At 65.6% G+C, this 16,934-nt stretch carries 18 protein-coding genes; 12 read left to right on the forward strand and 6 right to left on the reverse strand.

All coding sequences use genetic code 11. The annotated features are described in order from the left end of the window. Window positions 1-135: 135 nt before the first annotated feature. The gene (locus WI26_RS17620; RefSeq protein WP_069226677.1) at window positions 136-1,029 is read right to left on the reverse strand and encodes a LysR family transcriptional regulator; all 894 of its coding nucleotides are present in this window, start codon (window positions 1,027-1,029) and stop codon (window positions 136-138) included. A gap of 86 nt (window positions 1,030-1,115) precedes the next feature. Between WI26_RS17620 and WI26_RS17625 the strand changes: the two genes are divergently transcribed. Continuing rightward, window positions 1,116-1,901: an NAD(P)H-dependent oxidoreductase gene (locus WI26_RS17625; RefSeq protein WP_069226678.1), complete on the forward strand. Its 786-nt coding sequence runs from the start codon at window positions 1,116-1,118 to the stop codon at window positions 1,899-1,901. Window positions 1,902-1,933: 32 nt separating this feature from the next. After that, window positions 1,934-3,241 carry a hypothetical protein gene (locus WI26_RS17630; RefSeq protein WP_236849350.1) on the forward strand — a complete coding sequence of 436 codons (1,308 nt, stop codon included), beginning with the start codon at window positions 1,934-1,936 and terminating at the stop codon, window positions 3,239-3,241. A 101-nt stretch (window positions 3,242-3,342) separates the two neighbouring features. On the opposite strand, the gene catC is transcribed toward WI26_RS17630, so the two are convergent. The 3 genes from catC to WI26_RS17645 are packed head-to-tail and all read right to left on the reverse strand — an operon-like array spanning window position 3,343 to window position 5,749. Further along, window positions 3,343-3,633: a muconolactone Delta-isomerase gene (gene catC / locus WI26_RS17635; protein ID WP_059466593.1), complete on the reverse strand. Its 291-nt coding sequence runs from the start codon at window positions 3,631-3,633 to the stop codon at window positions 3,343-3,345. A gap of 43 nt (window positions 3,634-3,676) precedes the next feature. Beyond that, window positions 3,677-4,579 (reverse strand): catechol 1,2-dioxygenase, encoded by a 903-nt coding sequence (gene catA, locus WI26_RS17640; RefSeq protein WP_059466592.1) that lies wholly within the window; start codon window positions 4,577-4,579, stop codon window positions 3,677-3,679. 36 nt (window positions 4,580-4,615) lie between these two features. Beyond that, complete coding sequence (locus WI26_RS17645; protein ID WP_069226680.1) at window positions 4,616-5,749, reverse strand: muconate/chloromuconate family cycloisomerase; 1,134 nt, start codon at window positions 5,747-5,749, stop codon at window positions 4,616-4,618. A gap of 91 nt (window positions 5,750-5,840) precedes the next feature. Between WI26_RS17645 and WI26_RS17650 the strand changes: the two genes are divergently transcribed. After that, complete coding sequence (locus WI26_RS17650) at window positions 5,841-6,737, forward strand: LysR family transcriptional regulator (protein ID WP_059539968.1); 897 nt, start codon at window positions 5,841-5,843, stop codon at window positions 6,735-6,737. Between the two features lie 148 nt (window positions 6,738-6,885). Here WI26_RS17650 and andR read toward each other — a convergent pair whose 3' ends face one another. Beyond that, on the reverse strand, window positions 6,886-7,842 hold the full coding sequence (gene andR / locus WI26_RS17655; protein ID WP_059511655.1) for an anthranilate 1,2-dioxygenase regulatory protein AndR: 957 nt from the start codon (window positions 7,840-7,842) through the stop codon (window positions 6,886-6,888). A gap of 212 nt (window positions 7,843-8,054) precedes the next feature. Here andR and andAc point away from each other — a divergent pair, with 212 nt between their 5' ends. The 5 genes from andAc (at window position 8,055) to WI26_RS17680 (ending at window position 12,820) form a co-directional block, all read left to right on the forward strand. Further along, on the forward strand, window positions 8,055-9,326 hold the full coding sequence (gene andAc, locus WI26_RS17660) for an anthranilate 1,2-dioxygenase large subunit AndAc (protein ID WP_059448779.1): 1,272 nt from the start codon (window positions 8,055-8,057) through the stop codon (window positions 9,324-9,326). A 13-nt stretch (window positions 9,327-9,339) separates the two neighbouring features. Next, entirely contained in the window at window positions 9,340-9,816 is a 477-nt protein-coding gene (gene andAd, locus WI26_RS17665) for an anthranilate 1,2-dioxygenase small subunit AndAd (RefSeq protein ID WP_006490977.1), read from the forward strand. Between the two features lie 16 nt (window positions 9,817-9,832). Continuing rightward, window positions 9,833-10,159, forward strand: coding sequence for an anthranilate 1,2-dioxygenase ferredoxin subunit AndAb (gene andAb, locus WI26_RS17670; RefSeq protein ID WP_039344765.1), 327 nt, complete (start codon window positions 9,833-9,835; stop codon window positions 10,157-10,159). Then, window positions 10,149-11,369, forward strand: a complete 1,221-nt coding sequence (andAa, locus tag WI26_RS17675; protein ID WP_069226681.1) for an anthranilate 1,2-dioxygenase system ferredoxin--NAD(+) reductase — start codon at window positions 10,149-10,151, stop codon at window positions 11,367-11,369. Before andAb ends, andAa begins: the two co-directional genes overlap by 11 nt. 164 nt (window positions 11,370-11,533) lie before the next feature. Further along, window positions 11,534-12,820 carry a DUF445 domain-containing protein gene (locus WI26_RS17680; RefSeq protein WP_069226682.1) on the forward strand — a complete coding sequence of 429 codons (1,287 nt, stop codon included), beginning with the start codon at window positions 11,534-11,536 and terminating at the stop codon, window positions 12,818-12,820. A 95-nt stretch (window positions 12,821-12,915) separates the two neighbouring features. Here the strand turns inward: WI26_RS17680 and WI26_RS17685 are convergent, their stop codons facing one another. After that, entirely contained in the window at window positions 12,916-13,821 is a 906-nt protein-coding gene (locus tag WI26_RS17685; protein ID WP_069226683.1) for a LysR family transcriptional regulator, read from the reverse strand. A 96-nt stretch (window positions 13,822-13,917) separates the two neighbouring features. On the opposite strand from WI26_RS17685, the gene WI26_RS17690 reads away from it, so the two are divergent. Genes WI26_RS17690 through WI26_RS17705 form a run of 4 tightly spaced genes read left to right on the forward strand, consistent with a single transcriptional unit; the run spans window position 13,918 to window position 16,929 of the window. Then, window positions 13,918-14,868 carry a ketopantoate reductase family protein gene (locus WI26_RS17690; protein ID WP_069226684.1) on the forward strand — a complete coding sequence of 317 codons (951 nt, stop codon included), beginning with the start codon at window positions 13,918-13,920 and terminating at the stop codon, window positions 14,866-14,868. Continuing rightward, complete coding sequence (locus WI26_RS17695; RefSeq protein ID WP_069226685.1) at window positions 14,865-15,257, forward strand: VOC family protein; 393 nt, start codon at window positions 14,865-14,867, stop codon at window positions 15,255-15,257. Before WI26_RS17690 ends, WI26_RS17695 begins: the two co-directional genes overlap by 4 nt. A 2-nt stretch (window positions 15,258-15,259) precedes the next feature. After that, window positions 15,260-15,718, forward strand: a complete 459-nt coding sequence (locus WI26_RS17700) for a MaoC family dehydratase (protein ID WP_059511672.1) — start codon at window positions 15,260-15,262, stop codon at window positions 15,716-15,718. Further along, window positions 15,718-16,929 carry a CaiB/BaiF CoA transferase family protein gene (locus WI26_RS17705; RefSeq protein WP_069226686.1) on the forward strand — a complete coding sequence of 404 codons (1,212 nt, stop codon included), beginning with the start codon at window positions 15,718-15,720 and terminating at the stop codon, window positions 16,927-16,929. Before WI26_RS17700 ends, WI26_RS17705 begins: the two co-directional genes overlap by 1 nt. Window positions 16,930-16,934: the final 5 nt, after the last annotated feature.

A 16,934-nucleotide genomic window follows, 5' to 3' on the forward strand; every position in this document is an offset into this window, starting at 1 on the left:
GGTGCAAAAGAACTGTAAATATATACAGTGTTCGAGGCGGTTTCAAGTCCTGAATGCATGTGTGCCTGGCGGCACCCGGTCGAGCGTGGCGGCGCCGGTGGCCGATGCGCGCGTCGCGCGGCATTCGCGAACGGCTTACACCGACGCCGCGATCGTTTCCCGCAACCACCGATGCGCCGGATCGCGGTGCACGCGCTCGTGCCACAGCATCGACATTTCGTAGCCGGGCACGTGGACGGGCGCTTCCACCACGCGCAACGCGGGTGAGTTGCGCACCAGACGCTCGGGCAGCATCGCGACGAGATCCGTGCTGGCGACGGCCGACATCACGAACAGGAAATGCGGAACGGACAGCACGACGCGTCGTGCGGCGCCCGCTTTCGCGAGTGCTTCGTCCGTCACGCCGACGAAGCCGCCGCCGTCGGGCGACACGATCACGTGTTCCAGTGCGCCGAACTGCGCGAGCGTGGGGCGCCGCTTCAGCTTCGGATGACCGGCGCGGCCGACGAGCACGTAGCGCTCGACGAACAGCGGCAGGCGCCGCATCCCTTCCGGTGAACCTTCCGTCGTGTGGAAGGCCAGGTCGATGCCGTTGCGCTCCGCATCCTGCTCGATGCGCGGTGGCACGAGCTCGACCACGGCGACGCGCGTTGCCGGGGCGGCCGACCGTAGCGTGTTCAGCGCGGGCAGCACGATCGTCGATTCGCCATAGTCGGTAGCGGCCACGCGCCAAGTGTTCGTCGCGGTTGCGGGATCGAACGGCGTGGCCGTCAGCACCGCGCGTTCGAGCGCGTCGAGCGCGTCCCGCAGCGGCTCGCGCAGCGTTTCCGCGCGGGCGGTCGGCCGCATGCCGCGCGGTCCCGGCAGCAGCAGCGGATCACCGAACAGATCGCGCAGTTTCTGCAACTGCACGCTGACCGACGGCTGCGACATGTTCAGCTTTTCGGCCGCCCGCGTAACGTTGTGCTCGACGAGCAGCACGTCGAGCGTGACCAGCAGGTTCAGATCCAGTCGTCTGAGATTGTTCACGGCTATACCTGAAATATTGGGAATTCATTTCCAATATACCTTTGACGACGGCATCCTGCAGTCATTCAATCAACGGAGTGCCGAACATGAATGTGCTGATCGTTTATGCCCATCCGGAACCGCGTTCGCTGAACGGCGCGCTGCGCGACTTTGCCGTCGAGCATCTCGAAGCGGCGGGGCACTGCGTGCAGGTGACGGACCTGTATGCGATGAACTGGAAGGCCGCGTTCGATGCGAACGACGTGACCGATCGCACGCCCGACGCGCGTTTCGATCCGTCGCTCGATTCGAAGCGCGCGTTCGCGACGGGCACGCAAAGCGAAGACATCGCGCGCGAACAGGAGAAACTGAAGTGGGCCGACGCGGTGATCCTGCAGTTTCCGCTGTGGTGGTTTTCGATGCCGGCGATCATGAAAGGCTGGGTCGAGCGCGTGTATGCGTATGGGTTTGCATACGGCGTCGGCGAACACTCAGACCTGCACTGGGGCGACCGTTACGGCGAAGGTTCGCTGGCGGGCAAGCGCGCGATGATCGTCGTCACGGCGGGCGGCTGGGAGTCGCATTACAGCGCACGCGGCATCAACGGGCCGATCGACGACGTGCTGTTTCCGATTCAGCACGGGATTCTCTATTACCCGGGGTTTGACGTGCTGCCGCCGTTCGTGATCTACCAGACGCACCGGATGGACGACGCGCGCTTCGATGAGACGCGTGCGGCGCTCGGCAAGCGTCTCGACGAACTGTGGACTGCGCAGCCGATTCCGTTCCGGCGACAGAACGCGGGCGATTACGACATTCCGGCGCTGACGCTGAAGGCGGAGATTGCGCCGGGGAAAGAAGGGTTTGCCGTTCATCTTGCGCACGAGTATTGATCGCGCGTGAGAGTCCGTCGCGGGAAAGTCCGGTGTGGGCATATCGACACCTGCAGCCAAATCAAGTAGTTTCCGGAGATCGACGCGATTCGTCTGCACAATGGGCCCGCACAGCCCGCGCAGCGAATCCGTCTCGACGGAGAACAACAATCATGAATTTCGAACAGACGGGCCGGACGGAACCGACTGAAAACAACGCTCCCGCTCGCCTGCTGATGGCACTCGAAGCCGGCGGCTATCTGACGGAGGAACAGGCGGCGCGTGTCGCGCAGCGCTTGAAGGACTCACCGGCCGAGCTTCCCGATACGAGCTACGCCCGTACGCTGCTCGACTGGTTGATCGCCGAGGGCTACACGACACGGGAAGCCGAGACGAAGGCGACGCAGGAACTGCTGGACGGCCACGTCGCCGACATCCGCACGAAACTCGTGCTGATGCAAATGCTGAAGACACTTGATCCGTTGCGGTTCGAACGACGTCTGAGCGAAACGGTCGTATCGATCCAGCGCGAACACAAGAAGAAGCAGATGCTTATCGGCTTCGGCGGCTTGGCCGCCGCGCTGGCGGTGGGCACCTACCTGTTGTGGCCCGCGCAGGCGCCCGCGTGCACCGCGTCAAGCACGATCAAAACACTCAATTTGTTGATGCTCGATGCGCGTATGGACATGATGCGCAAGAATCCGATGCAGATGCTTGAACAGGGCAACACGTCCGTTCCGACTGTCAGCAACCATCGCGAAGTTGGTTACGACGCCGCTGCTGGCGCGCGTGGCTGCCTGGCGGACGTGAGTGCTGCCGACGAGCACACGACGCTCGGCTATGTGATCCGTCGCGACAACAAGGACAAGAGCAATTTCGTCGTGCAGACGCTACCCTCCGAATACGTGGCGGCCCGCTATAGCGTACGGGGGCTGGATCCGAAGCTCGGCGCGCCGCTTGGGCGGGACGTCATCGGCACGACATTCATGGCGGGTGTCGCGCAGCTCGACGAGAACGTGTCGGCGCGCGCTCCCAGTCGGGGCTGGGCGCCTCCCGGCGACGACGACCTGACAACGCTGACGAACGGCGTGTTGGGCGTCATGCCGGCCGCCGACTGCAAGCAGCTGGGCGGCGATCGTGTGTCGTGCCCGTTGCTGATCGACTATCGCGATCCGTTGCTCGGCGCGATCGGCGCACCGTCGATGCTGCAGTTGAAGGGTGACTTCACGTTCGCCAAGGACGGCAGCGGTTGGAAAACCACCGACGATTTCACTGAGACGCTGCTGCAGGCGATCGTCGCGCGACGCATCGCGAAGGTGTATGGCGACAAAGTCGCCGACAAGGTTGGGGTGCAGAAGTAGCCGTGCGGCAACCTCATCTGCGGATGCGGATGTCGAAATGAAACGGGCAGCCCGCAATGCGATCGCCGGCCGCCCGTATTGTCAGTGCTCGGCCGCCTTGCTTACCGATCATCCTCCCGCACCGAAGACGGATGCCGGCACAGCGCCCGCACCTCCATCTCCATATACGGAAACAGCGGCAGCTGACTCAACACATCATGCAGTTGCTGCACGCTTTCCACGTCGAAAATACTGACGTTCGCGTATTGCCCCGCGATCCGCCACAGATGCCGCCAGACTCCATCATTCATCAGCCGCTGGCACATCGCCTTCTCTTCGGCCTTCAGCGTGGCCGCCTTGACCGGATCCATGTCCGCCGGCAGGCGGACGGTCATTTCCACATGAAACAGCATCCTGCACTCCTTGCGTTGTCGATTCGTCGAACGGGAGGGCCGCTCAGGCCTGTGCACGCGCCCGCTGGACTTCGCTCGCCGGCACGTCCTGCTTGTCCCTGAGCAGCGAGAAATCGAAGTCGATCAGCGCGAACTGCCCGTCGACGCCATACGGCTTGCCTTCCGCTCCCTCGGCCTGCTTGATCTTCGGGATCAGCCCTTCGCGGGTCGCGAATGCGAAGTCGTCCCAGATGTGCGGATCGCCTTCGATGTTGATCTGCGTCGTCAGCTTACGATATCCGTCCGCCGAAACGAAGAAGTGGATGTGCGCCGGGCGATGGCCGTGGCGGCCGAGCTGGTCGAGCAGTTGCTCGGTCTTGCTGCCCGGCGGCACGCTGTAGCCGACCGGCAGCACGCTGCGGAAGCTGTAGCGGCCCTCGGCATCGGTGCGGATCGAGCGGCGCAGGTTGAACGCCGGCTGAGATTGATCGAAGTACGAATAATTGCCCAGATGGTTCGCGTGCCATACCTCGACGAGCGCATTCGCGATCGGCGTGCCGTCCTCACCGAGCACCCGGCCGCGCATGATCAGCGTCTGGCCCGGATCGGTGCCGTCGTCGAGACGCGCGTGGCCGACCGATTCCGGCGCGCCCGCGACATACAGCGGCCCCTCGATCGTGCGCGGCGTGCCGCCGTGGAAGCCGGCCTTTTCCTCCGCTTCGTCCATCCGCACGTCGAGGAAGCGCTCGAGGCCGAGGCCCGCGGCGATCAGCCCGAATTCACGGCCGGCTTCGTTCAGGTAGTTGAGTGCGGTCCAGAACTCGCTCGGCTGCACGTCGAAATCCTCGATCGTGTAGCAGATGTCCTTCACGATTCGGTTGACGATCGCGCGCACGCGCGGGTTGCCGGGCTTTTCCGCGGCGTCGTCGAAGGTTTTGAGCAGGGCGTCGATGGCTTGCTTGTTCATCTGTGTCTCCGGTTTCGGTTGTCGTGTCATGCGGGATCAGCGGGCGTTGCGTCGCATCCGTTCGATGCGCGCCCAGTCGAAGGTGATGCCGAGGCCGGGCGTCGCCGGCAGGTGCAGCTTGAAATCCTGGTAACGCAGCGGCTCGATGAGGATTTCCTCGGTGAGCAGCAGCGGGCCGAACAGCTCGGTGCCCCATTTCAGCGAACCGAACGTGCTGAACAGTTGCGCGGACGCCATCGTGCCGGCCGCGCCTTCGAGCATCGTGCCGCCGTACAGGTCGATGCCGGCGGCCGACGCGATCGATGCGACGCTCGCCGCACCGAGCAGGCCGCCCGATTGCGCGATCTTCACCGCGAACACGTCGGCCGCGCGGTCCTGCGCGAGCGCGAAGGCATCGACGGGGCCGTGCAGCGCTTCGTCGGCCATGATCGGAATGTGCGCGAGTTGCGTGAGGCGCTTCAAGCCCGCACGGTTGGTCGCGGCGATTGGTTGTTCGACGAGGCTGACGCCGGCTTCCGCGAGCCGTGCGCCGGCGCGGATCGCGTCGGTTTCGGTCCATGCCTGGTTCACGTCGACGCGCACGTCGCCGCGCTCGCCGAGCGCGCGCTTGATCGCGATGACATGCGCGACGTCGTCATCGACCGCGTTCGAACCGATCTTCAGCTTGAATGCGCGATGGCGGCGCGCATCGAGCATCGCCTCGGCTTCCGCGATGTCGCGCTGCGTGTCGCCGCTCGCGAGCGTCCATGCGACGTCGACCGCATCGACGGTGCGGCCGCCGAACAGCTCGGACAGCGGCACGCCGAGGCGGCGCGCCTGCGCGTCGAACAACGCGGTCTCGATCGCGCACTTCGCGAACCGGTTGCCCTGGAACAGCTTGCGCGCACGCGCCATTGCGGCGCCCGGGCGTGTCGCGTCCATGCCCTGCAGGAGCGGTGCGAAGTAGGTGTCGATGTTGACCTTGATGCTCTCGGGGCTTTCCTCGCCATACGCGAGGCCGCCGATCGTTGTCGCCTCGCCGACGCCTTCGATACCGTCCGTGCATCGAACGCGGACCAGCACGAGGGTCTGGCAATTCATCGTGGCGACCGACAGTTTGTGGGGCCTGATCGTCGGCACGTCGACGAGCAGCGTCTCGATGCGTTCGATGGTGGCGGCAGTTGCTATCATGCGATTCCTCCTGTTGGTGCACATGGTAGGAATTCCCGCCCAGCGTCGTCCAACACTCTTTCCGACTACTTCCATACCTTCGAGGCATGAAATGGAATTGCGCCAGCTTCGGTACTTCATCGCCGTCGCGGAGGAAATGAACATCACGCGGGCGGCGGAGCGGCTGCACATGACGCAGCCGCCGCTGAGCCGCCAGCTCCAGGCGATCGAGGACGAGGTCGGGCTGCCGTTGTTCGAGCGCGGCGCGCGACCGCTGAAACTGACCGACGCGGGTCGCGTGTTCTACGCGCAAGCGAAGCGCGTCGTCGAGCAGGCCGACGAACTCGGCCCGCTGACGCGCCGGCTCGCGCAGTTGTCGGAGCGGATCGTGATCGGCTTCGTGCCATCGACGCTCTATGGCGCGCTGCCGGACGTGATTCGCGCGTTTCGCGACGCGCATCCGGGCGTCGAGCTGTCGCTGATCGAAATGTTTACGCTCGAGCAGCTCGGCGCGCTGAAGGGCGGGCGGATCGACGTCGGCTTCGGCCGCCTGCGGTTCGACGACGACCAGCTCGTACGCGAGGCGCTGATCGAGGAAAAGCTGATCGCGGCGCTGCCGGTCCGGCATCCGCTCTCCGATCCGGACCGGCCGCTGACGCTCGCGGACATCGCCAACGAGACGCTGATCGTCTATCCGAGCACGCCGCGGCCGAGCTTCGCGGACCAGCAGCTGTCCGCGTTGCGCGACGGCGCGCTCGTGCCGGCTGCCGTGCACGAGGTGCGCGAACTGCAGACGGCGCTCGGGCTCGTCGCCGCGCAGGTGGGCGTGTCGCTGGTGCCGGAAAGCGTGGAAGGCGTGCGCGTGAAGGGCGTCGTCTATCGGCGGCTGCCGGAACCCACGGCGACGTCACCGATCATCATGAGCCGCCGGCTGCACGGCGAAAGCGCCGCGACGACTGCGTTTTGCGCGATCGCGCGCGAGATGATCGGGCCGGCAGCCCAGGGATGATCGTTTCCGTATCGATTGCAACTAACGGTCGGTTTTGGCATGCCTGGCCGAATTGGGGGAACGGGTGGCGCTGATGCGTGCTCGAGCGGGCAGGAAAGCCGAACCGGCCGGTAATCCGCAACGCGGCGAGCCAGCACCGGCGTACCGCCTACCGCTTCCCGTCGAGCGTCTCCGATGGCGATTCGCCGAACTTCTCCCGATACGCGATCGCGAATCGCCCGAGGTGCGTGAATCCGCAATCGAGCGCGATATCGGCGATCCGTCGTTCGGACACCGACCCGCGCAGCAACTCCCGCGCATGCTCGAGCCGCGTCGCGCGCAGGTATTGCATCGGGCTCATCCCGCGGAACTGCAGGAAGGCGTCGCGCAGCGTCCGCTCCGGCACGTTGGCGGCCTGGACGATATCGGCGAGCTGCAGCGGTTGCGCGTAGTGCGCGTTCACGAACTCCTGCGCACGCCGCACGAAGCCCGGCGCGGGATCTTGCCGCGCGCTCGGTACCGATGGCGGGTGGCCTTCGATCAGCAAATCGATCAGCAGGTGCTCGAGCTGTGACGCAACGCGCGGGTTCGCGTTCGCCCTTTCGAGCAGCTCGGGCGAACGGGCGACGAGCATCAGCTGCTGGCGCCACGCGGTGAGCGCGGCATCGCTGATGTGCAGCACGGGGTCGAGCATCGCGCGCGGGTCGCCGGTCAGCGAACCGACGGTCGCGGCATCGATGCGCAGCACGAACTGCTCGCAATCGGCGGACAGCACCGCGTCGAAGCGCTCGCCGGGCGCGCACAGCACGCCGGTCTGCCCGTCGACGCCGAGCCGGCGCCCCATCGCGTGGACTTCCGCCTGCCCCGACAGGCAGAACATCAGCAGGTAATAACCGTCGACGGCGTCGACCTGCACGCGCATCGCGTCGCCGAACGCGATGGTGCCGATGCCGAGCCCGCCGAGCCGCACGAAATCCATATGCGATGCACCCTGCACGCGGCCGCTCGGCAGCAGCGCGTGCGGCTGCATCACGCGCGAGATCCGCTCGCGCGTCTCGTCGAGATCGCGGGATTCGAACAGCCTGTGCGCACGCAGCGCAAGCGGCTCGAACGACGTTGGGGACATGGGCATCGGCCTTGGTATGAACAACGCGCGCTTCGATCCGACGAATGGGTCGCGATCGTGCGCGGGTCGCGTGTGTCGCCATGCTAGCGCAGAAATCCGCCGAAAGTGGATATTGCACCGCCGCAATCGCACTTTCCGGATAGACGCCGAATATTAGCTTTTCAAAAATCGGCTCCATGCAATCAACGAAACGGAACCAGAAGGAGTCCGACATGGAGCAGACAGAATCGCCCGTCGTATTCGCCGCGCGCGACGACGCGTCCGATGTGCGCTTTCCGCACGACGACGGCTCGCGCGTGCCGTACAAGGTGTTCAGCTCGCGCGCCGTCTACGATCGCGAGCAGGAACGCATCTTCCGCGGGCCGACGTGGAACTTCGTCGCGCTGGAAGCGGAAATCCCGAACGCCGGCGACTTCAAGAGCACGTTCGTCGGCGACACGCCGGTCGTCGTCACGCGCACCGAGGACGGCACGCTGTCCGCATGGGTGAACCGCTGCGCGCACCGCGGCGCGCAGGTATGCCGCAAGTCGCGCGGCAACGCGAGCTCGCATACGTGCGTCTACCACCAGTGGAGCTTCGACAACCAGGGCAACCTGCTCGGCGTGCCGTTCCGGCGCGGCCAGAAGGGGATGACCGGGATGCCGGCCGACTTCGACCCGAAGCAGCACGGGCTGCGCAAGCTGCGCGTCGACAGCTATCGCGGGCTCGTGTTCGCGACCTTCAGCGATGACGTGGCGCCGCTGCCCGACTATCTCGGCGAGCAGATGCGTCCGTGGATCGACCGGATCTTCCACAAGCCGATCGAGTATCTCGGCTGCACGCGCCAGTATTCGAAGTCGAACTGGAAGCTGTACATGGAGAACGTGAAGGATCCGTATCACGCGAGCATGCTGCACCTGTTCCATACGACCTTCAACATCTTCCGCGTCGGGATGAAGGCGCGCTCGATTCCGGATGCGAATCACGGGCTGCACAGCATCATCACGGTGACGAAGACGGGCGACGACACGTCGGCCGCGTACAAGCAGCAGAACATCCGGTCGTTCGACGAGGGCTTCCATCTGGAAGACGAATCGATCCTCGATCTCGTGTCGGAATACGACGAGGACTGCACGAACCATATCCAGCCGATCTTCCCCCAGCTCGTGATCCAGCAGATCCACAACACGCTGGTCGCGCGCCAGATCCTCCCGAAGGGGCCGGACAACTTCGAGCTGATCTTCCACTTCTTCGGTTACGCGGACGACACGCCCGAGCTGCGTGCGCTGCGCATCAAGCAGGCGAACCTGGTCGGGCCGGCCGGCTACATCTCGATGGAAGACACCGAGGCGACCGAACTGGTGCAACGCGGCACGGTGCGCGACGCCGACGCGACGTCGGTGATCGAGATGTCGCGCGGCAACCCGGACCAGCAGGACACGGTGATCACCGAAAGCCTGATCCGCAAGTTCTGGGTCGGGTACCAGAAGCTGATGGGCTATTGAAGCGGAGCGCGAAATGACGGAAGACATGAAGACGTGGTTCGAGATTTACATGCTCCAGAACCGCTACATCGGCCACCTCGACAACGACCGGCTCGAACACTGGCCGGAAATGTTCACCGAGGACTGCACGTACGAGATCGTGCCGAAGGAGAACGCCGATCTCGGGCTGCCGGTCGGGATCGTCCACTGCACGAACCAGCGGATGCTGCGCGATCGCGTGGTGTCGCTGCGGCACGCGAACATCTATGAAGAGCACACGTACCGGCACATGACGTCGGGCCTCACGATCGTCGCGGAGCGCGACGGCGAGATCGACACCGAGAGCAACTACGTGGTCGTGCAGACGCGCAGCAACGGCGAATCGAACGTGTACCAGGCCGGCAAGTACTACGACACGGTCGTGCGCACGCCCGACGGGCTGCGCTACAAGACCAAGCGCGTGATCTACGACACGTCGCGCGTGCAGACGCTGCTCGCCACCCCGATCTGACAGCCGAGGAAACGACATGACCGAAGCAACGCTCGCCGAATGGCATCCGCTGGGCGCATTCGACGAATTCTCCGAAGACGAACCGGCGGCGCGCGTCGCCGGCCAGAAGCCGATCGCGGTGTTCCGGATCGGCGACGAACTGTTCGCGATGCACGACCTCTGTTCGCATGGTCACGCGCGGCTGTCCGAAGGCTATGTGGAAGACGGCTGCGTCGAATGCCCGCTTCACCAGGGGCTGATCGACATTCGCACGGGGGCGCCGAAATGCGCGCCGATCACCGAGCCGGTACGGACTTATCCGATCCGGATCGTCGACGGGCAGGTGGAAGTCAATGTCGGCTGACCCGTTCGTGATCGTCGGCGCCGGCCACGCGGCGCGGCGCACGGCCGAGGCGCTGCGCGCGCGCGACGCCGATGCACGCATCGTGATGATCGGCGCGGAACGCGAGCTGCCGTACGACCGGCCTGCACTGTCGAAGGACGCGCTGCTGGGCGACGGCGGCGAGCAGCGTGCGTTCATTCGCGACGCGGCATGGTACGACGCGCAGCGCATCGAGCTGCGGCTCGGCACGCGCGTCGATGCGATCGAGCGCGATGCGCAGCGTGTACGGCTCGACGACGGCGCGACGTTGCCGTACGCCCGGCTGGTGCTCGCGACGGGTTCGCGTGTGCGAACGTTCGGCGGGCCGGTCGACGAAGGCGTCGTTCCGCATTACGTGCGCACCGTTGCCGATGCGCGTGCGTTGCGCGCGCGGCTCGCGCCGGGGCGTCGCGTGGCGGTGCTCGGCGGCGGCTTCATCGGCCTCGAAGTGGCGGCCGCGGCACGCCAGCTCGGTTGTGACGTGACGGTGATCGACCCGGCGGCGCGCTTGCTCCAGCGTGCGTTGCCGGAAGTCGTCGGCGCGTATGCGCGGCAACTGCATGATGGGCGCGGCGTGATTTTCCAGATGGCGACGCTGCCAAGCGCGATTCGTTGCGCACCGGGCGGCGGCGCGATCGTCGAGACCGATCGTGGCGATGTGCCGGCCGATGTCGTCGTGGTCGGTATCGGCGTCGTGCCCAATGTCGAACTCGCGCAGGCTGCCGGTCTCGAGGTCGACAACGGCGTCCGCGTCGATGCCGGATGCCGGACGGCCGATCGCGCGATCTTCGCGGCGGGCGAGGTGACGATGCACTTCAATCCGCTGCTCGGGCGCCACGTGCGGATCGAGTCGTGGCAGGTCGCGGAGAATCAGCCGGCGGTCGCGGCCGCGAACCTGCTGGGTGCGGATGAAACCTATGCCGAGCTGCCGTGGCTGTGGTCCGATCAGTACGATTGCAACCTGCAGATGCTCGGGCTGTTCGGCGGCGAGCGAACGATCGTCGTGCGCGGCGATCCCGCGAGCGGGCCATTCACGGTGTTCGGGCTGGACGAGGACGGGAAGATCGCTGCGGTGGCCGCGGCGAATCTGGGGCGCGACATCGGCGCATCGCGGCGCTTGATCGCGGCAGGCGCCGTGCCCGATCCGGCGAAGCTCGCCGATCCCGCTGTGAACCTGAAGACGTTTCTCTGACGCAGTGCGCGAACGCGGCCGGCGCGGCCGCGTTCGCGTCGGGTAGCGGAAACACGGAAACAACCCGGTTCCGGACAACCTTTCCGGCTCGCGAGACGCGCACGGGTTTGTCGCGGGCCGGCGATCGGTGCATATTAGCGGCATTGCCGTTTCACCGGTTGCCCATGACGCCAGACAAAGCCCTCGAACTGAAACGCAGCAAGCGCCGCGCGCTGTGGCTGCTGCTGGCCGCGGTCGCGGTATTCGCCACGACGATCCTGCTGCCGCGCGGCCCGTGGGTCGATGGTTTCAAGGCGGTGGCCGAGGCCGCGATGGTCGGCGCGCTCGCCGACTGGTTTGCGGTCGTCGCGCTGTTCCGCCGCGTGCCGATCCCGTTCGTGTCGCGCCACACCGAAATCATCCCGAAGAACAAGGACAAGATCGCCGACAACCTCGCGGTGTTCGTGCGCGAGAAATTCCTCGGCCCCGACGCACTCGTCGCGCAGATCCGCCAGCACGATCCCGCACGGAAACTCGGCGCATGGCTCGGCGAGCCCGCGAACACCGACGCGCTCGGCGGCTACGTGACGAAGCTGATGAGCTTCGCGCTCGACATGACCGATGACGCGCGGATCCAGTCGTTCGTCCACGACGCGTTTCGCGCGGTGATCGACCGGATCGACCTGTCGCAATCGGTGGGCGCGATCCTCGACACGCTGACGAAGGACGGCCGCCACCAGGCGTTGCTCGACGACGCGATCGAGCAGGTGGTCGATGTGCTCGACAAGGAAGAGAACCGCGAGGTGATCGCGGGCTTCATCGTCGAATGGCTGAAGACGCAATACCCGAAGGTCGAGAAGATCATGCCGACGCAGTGGTTCGGCGAGAACGGCGCGCGGATGCTGGCGAACGCGGTGAGCCGCGTGCTCGAAGGCGTGGCGGCCGATCCGGAGCACGAGTTGCGGCAGCGCTTCGATCGCACGGTCGTACGGCTCACCGAGCGGCTGAAGCATGACCCCGCGTTCATCGCGAAGGGCGACGAGATCAAGCGCTACATCCGCGACGGCGACGCGTTCAACGACTATGTGCGCGATCTGTGGGACCAGTTGCGCGCATGGCTGAAGGCCGATCTCGCGCGGCCCGATTCAACGCTGCACCGGCAGGCCGCGACGCTTGGCGGCTGGCTCGGCGCGCGGCTCGCGGAGAGCCCGACGCTGCGCGCGTCGCTGAACGAGCACATCGAGAAGGCCGTGCACGAGATGGCGCCGGATTTCGCGGATTTCCTGATGCGCCACATCCGCGATACGGTGCGCAACTGGGACGCGCGTGAGATGTCGCGGCAGATCGAGTTGAACATCGGCAAGGACCTGCAGTACATCCGCATCAACGGCACGCTGGTCGGCGGGTTGATCGGGCTCGGGCTGTACCTGGTGTCGCTGGTGCCGCGCTGGGCGGCGGGGTGGTTGCATTGATGAAGCTCCGATTGGTCGCCCGATCGTCGAGAGAGTCAGTCCTTCCGACGTGAGTCACTCGCGCTCGGCTCGTTCGGGACGCCGCCGGTTGCCCGTCAGCGCGAAGCCCCGAACAACTGAATCACGAGGCCACGCAGCCAGCGATTCCCCGCCTCGTGGTGATATCGCGCATGCCAATGCTGCCGTACGGCAAACCCCTCGACCGGGATCGGACATGCATGAACCGCGAGGTCACTGGCGTGAGCCAGCGTCTCGCCGATATGACGGGGCAGCGTCGTGATCAGGTCGGTGCTCTGAATGATCGCGCCCAAACCGAGAAAGCCCGGCAACTCCAGCATCACGTCACGCTCGATGCGCTCCCGCCGCAACGCTTCTTCAAGGAGCTGGGCCCCCGTTCCCGCCGTGATGGCGACATGGCCTTCTGAACGATACTGCTTTCCCCCAAGACGACCGCGAATCCGCGGATGATGCCGATTGGCGAGACATACCCAATCCTGGTCGTACAGCTTCTGCTGATAAATTCCGCCGCCGAGCCACGGTACATAGCCAATTGCGAGATCGGCCTCGCCCGATTCGAGCGCGCGCTCGGTGTTGCCGTCGATCCGTGCGGCTTCCAGCCGTACGCCGGGCGCCTGCGCGCGCACATGGGCCAGTAGCCGCGGAAGCAGCGTGATGTGACTCGCGTCGGTCATGCAGATGCGAAACCGCCGCTGAGCCGTTGCCGGATCGAACGCGATTTCCCATGCGGTGAACCGCCGCAACGATTCGAGGATTTCCCGGCACGGCCCGATTAGCGCATCGGCCTGCGGCGTCGGCGCCATGCCGCCTGGCGTTCGAACGAACAACGGATCGTGCAGGTATTCCCGCAAGTGTCCCAGCCAGATACTGACCGTCGGCTGGCTCTGCCCGAGCTGCTCGGCCACGCGCGTGACGCTGCGGATGTCGTACAACAGGTCGAAGAGCTGAAGCAGCTTCAAGTCGGGCAGATCGGACGGAGTCATGGCGTTATTGTCCTGTGCAATGACGATATTGTATTCATTGAATTGCCACTATGAGCGGCTGATCCTATCGTGCAGCTATATATCAAGGAGAAGCCAGTGAAGATTGCAATTCTGGGTGCCGGCGCGCTGGGCTGCGCGATTGGCGCCACGCTCACCGAAGGCGGCCACGAGACCTGGCTGATCGACCGCTCGGCGGCACATGTCGATGCGATGCGCCGCGATGGTCTTCGGGTCGACGATGCTGACGGGTCGCGGCATGTCCGCGTCCACGCGACGACGCAAGCCGCCGAAGTCGGCGCCGCCGATCTGGTGATCGTGCTGGTGAAATCGTTCCACACCGAAGCGGCGATGCGTGGTGCGCCGGAACTGGTCGGCCCCGATACGCTGGTGCTGTCGCTACAAAACGGCCTGGGCCACGAGGACATCCTTGCCGATGTGGTTGGCCGCGAGCGCGTGCTCGCGGGCAAGACCTATGTCGGCGGCGTGCTGCGCGGGGCCGGACACGTCGAGTCCGGCGTGCGCGGCAAGCTCACCTATATCGGCGAACTCGACGGACGCATCACGCAGCGCGTGCAGGCGATCGCGGACGCGTTCAACGCGGCCGGCCTCGGCACGACCGTCAGCGACAACATCATCGGCACGATGTGGGACAAGCTGCTGGTCAACGTCGCGACGGGTGCACTCACCGGCGTCACCGGGCTGACCTACGGACAGCTTTACGACGAGCCCGAGCTGAAGGCCACATCGCTCGCGGCCGTGGCGGAGGCGATCGCGGCCGCGCAGGCGGCCGGCGTCAGGTTGTCGATGACGGATCCCGAGCAAGCCTGGACGCTTGCCGCCGAGGGGCTGCCCACGGCATTCAAGACCTCGATGCTGCAAAGCCTGGAGAAGGGCTCGATCACCGAGATCGACTACATCAACGGTTCAGTCGTGCGCTGGGGCCAACGGTACGGCGTGCCGACACCGGTCAACGCCACGCTCGTCGCATGCATCAAGGGAATCGAACGCGCGATGGCCGACCGCAAGCATGGCGAGGCAGCCCGATGAATGCCCCCAAAGCGTATCTGGAGCATGTCGCGATCTGGGTGAAGGACATCCGGTGGCACATCCGTTTTTTCGAAGACGTTTTCGGCATGACCATGCGTGAAGTGGACGGCGCGCTCGACGCGCCGCGGCAGTACTGGACGCTCGGCGGCCTGCAGTTCATCCACGACCCGGAATATGGCGGACCCGAAGGCCGGCTCGCCCACCTCGGCGTGATGTGCGAAGACATGGAGGCGGCGCTGGCCTCGGCACGGCGCTTCGGCGTGACCGAAATGCCTCAGGGGCGCAACTGGCTTCGCCTGCCGGACGGCCTCGCCGTCGAATTCATCCAGGCCAGGCCCGCCTCCTGCGTCGCGCAGGCGTTGGCGATCGACCCACGCTCGGAGGCATGAAGATGACGATCATCGAAAAATACTGGGACGATGCGCGCGAAGGCGACGAATGCGTCAGCCCGCAATACACGGTGACCAAGGCGCGCATCCTCGCGTACGCCGATCTCACCGGCGACCACACGCCGGTGCACGTGGACGAGGACTACGCAAACGCCAGTCACTTCGGCTGCATCGTCGCGCACGGCCTGTTCGGGCTGTCGATCGCGGACGGCCTCAAGACGCAGAGCGACTACCGCTTCCTGCCCGGCATGTCGCTGGGCTGGAGCTGGGATTTCCTGCTGCCGATCAAGGTCGACGACGTGCTGCACGTGAAGTTCCGAGTCGGCTCGATGCGGACCAGCAAGAGTCGCCCGGGCTGGGGCATCGTCGTGCTGCCGTCCGAACTGATCAATCAGGATGGCCAGGTGGTTCAACACGGCGAACATCGCCTGATGGTGCCGCGCCGGCCGGGAGCGTTCTGATGCAGGCCCGTCCTCTCGAAGGTATTCGCGTCGTCGACTACAGCCACTTCCTCGCCGGTCCGTACGTGGGGCGATGCCTGGCGGCGCTCGGCGCCGAAGTCATCAAGGTCGAGCGCCCGGGCAGCGGCGACGCCGGGCGCCAGCACGCCACCGTGCTCGACGACCAGCAAAGCGGCTATTTCCTGCAGCTCAACATGGGCAAGCGCGGCGTGAGCGTCAACATGAACGACCCGCGCGGCAAGGCATTCATGCAGCGCCTGTGCGACTCGGCGGACGTGTTCGTCGAGAACTACCGGCCCGGCGCGCTGGACAAGCTGGGGCTCGGCTACGCGGCGTTGTCGGCACGCAATCCGGGCTTGGTGTATTGCTCGATTTCGGCCTATGGCCACACGGGGCCGGACGCGCACCGTGCCGGCTTCGGACTGATTGCCGAAGCCAAAAGCGGGATCATGCAGATGGTCGGCACGCCCGGCGAGCGCCCTCCGTTGCTGCGCATTTCGCTGGGCGACATGTACACCGGCATTCACGCGGTAGCCGCGATCAACGCCGCGTTGCTGGGGCGCACGAAGAGCGGACGCGGTCAGCACATCGACATGGCGCTGTACGACACGCTGGTGTCGATGCATGAGTACGCGGTGCAGTGCTACACGCTGCAAGGCGCGCTGCCCGAGCAGACGGGGCACGACATGCCGACCTCGACGCTCTATGGCGTGTTCCGCGCCGCGGACGGCGATCTCGTGATCGCGGCACAAGTGGACGATGCGTGGAAACGCTTTGCAAAACTGATCGAATCGCACGGCGGCCCGTCGGGCTTCGGCGCCGACACGCGGTACCACGACAGCGTGGGGCGCAACGCGCATCGGTCGGACATCCTGTCGGTCGTCGAACCTTGGGTGGCCGCGCGCTCCGTCGCGTCGATCCTGGCATTGCTGGACGGCATCGACGTCCCCTGCGCCAAGGTGCAGCGCATCGACGAGGTGCTGGCCGACCCTCAGATCCACGCACGAGGCATGGTGGTCGAGCAGCAGCACCCGCGCTACGGCACGCTGCGCCTGCCCAATCTGCCGTTCCGTTTCTCCGATTGCGACACGACGATTCGCGACGTCGCACCCGACCTCGGGCAGCACAACGCCGAGGTGGCGCGCTCGCTGGGCTTCGACTCGGCCGAGATCGACGCGATGCAGACCGACGGCGTTCTTTATTCCAGGTGAGCCCA

It is taken from the genome of Burkholderia diffusa (assembly GCF_001718315.1).
GTDB lineage: Bacteria > Pseudomonadota > Gammaproteobacteria > Burkholderiales > Burkholderiaceae > Burkholderia > Burkholderia diffusa_B.

Bases quoted from the DNA above. Each gene is read 5' to 3' on its own strand.
- WI26_RS17625 (WP_069226678.1), top strand. From the start codon at position 1,116: ATGAATGTGCTGATCGTTTATGCCCATCCGGAACCGCGTTCGCTGAAC.
- catC (WP_059466593.1), bottom strand. From the start codon at position 3,633: ATGCTGTTTCATGTGGAAATGACCGTCCGCCTGCCGGCGGACATGGAT.
- catA (WP_059466592.1), bottom strand. From the start codon at position 4,579: ATGAACAAGCAAGCCATCGACGCCCTGCTCAAAACCTTCGACGACGCC.
- WI26_RS17645 (WP_069226680.1), bottom strand. From the start codon at position 5,749: ATGATAGCAACTGCCGCCACCATCGAACGCATCGAGACGCTGCTCGTC.
- WI26_RS17650 (WP_059539968.1), top strand. From the start codon at position 5,841: ATGGAATTGCGCCAGCTTCGGTACTTCATCGCCGTCGCGGAGGAAATG.
- andR (WP_059511655.1), bottom strand. From the start codon at position 7,842: ATGTCCCCAACGTCGTTCGAGCCGCTTGCGCTGCGTGCGCACAGGCTG.
- andAc (WP_059448779.1), top strand. From the start codon at position 8,055: ATGGAGCAGACAGAATCGCCCGTCGTATTCGCCGCGCGCGACGACGCG.
- andAd (WP_006490977.1), top strand. From the start codon at position 9,340: ATGACGGAAGACATGAAGACGTGGTTCGAGATTTACATGCTCCAGAAC.
- andAb (WP_039344765.1), top strand. From the start codon at position 9,833: ATGACCGAAGCAACGCTCGCCGAATGGCATCCGCTGGGCGCATTCGAC.
- andAa (WP_069226681.1), top strand. From the start codon at position 10,149: ATGTCGGCTGACCCGTTCGTGATCGTCGGCGCCGGCCACGCGGCGCGG.
- WI26_RS17680 (WP_069226682.1), top strand. From the start codon at position 11,534: ATGACGCCAGACAAAGCCCTCGAACTGAAACGCAGCAAGCGCCGCGCG.
- WI26_RS17685 (WP_069226683.1), bottom strand. From the start codon at position 13,821: ATGACTCCGTCCGATCTGCCCGACTTGAAGCTGCTTCAGCTCTTCGAC.
- WI26_RS17695 (WP_069226685.1), top strand. From the start codon at position 14,865: ATGAATGCCCCCAAAGCGTATCTGGAGCATGTCGCGATCTGGGTGAAG.
- WI26_RS17700 (WP_059511672.1), top strand. From the start codon at position 15,260: ATGACGATCATCGAAAAATACTGGGACGATGCGCGCGAAGGCGACGAA.
- WI26_RS17705 (WP_069226686.1), top strand. From the start codon at position 15,718: ATGCAGGCCCGTCCTCTCGAAGGTATTCGCGTCGTCGACTACAGCCAC.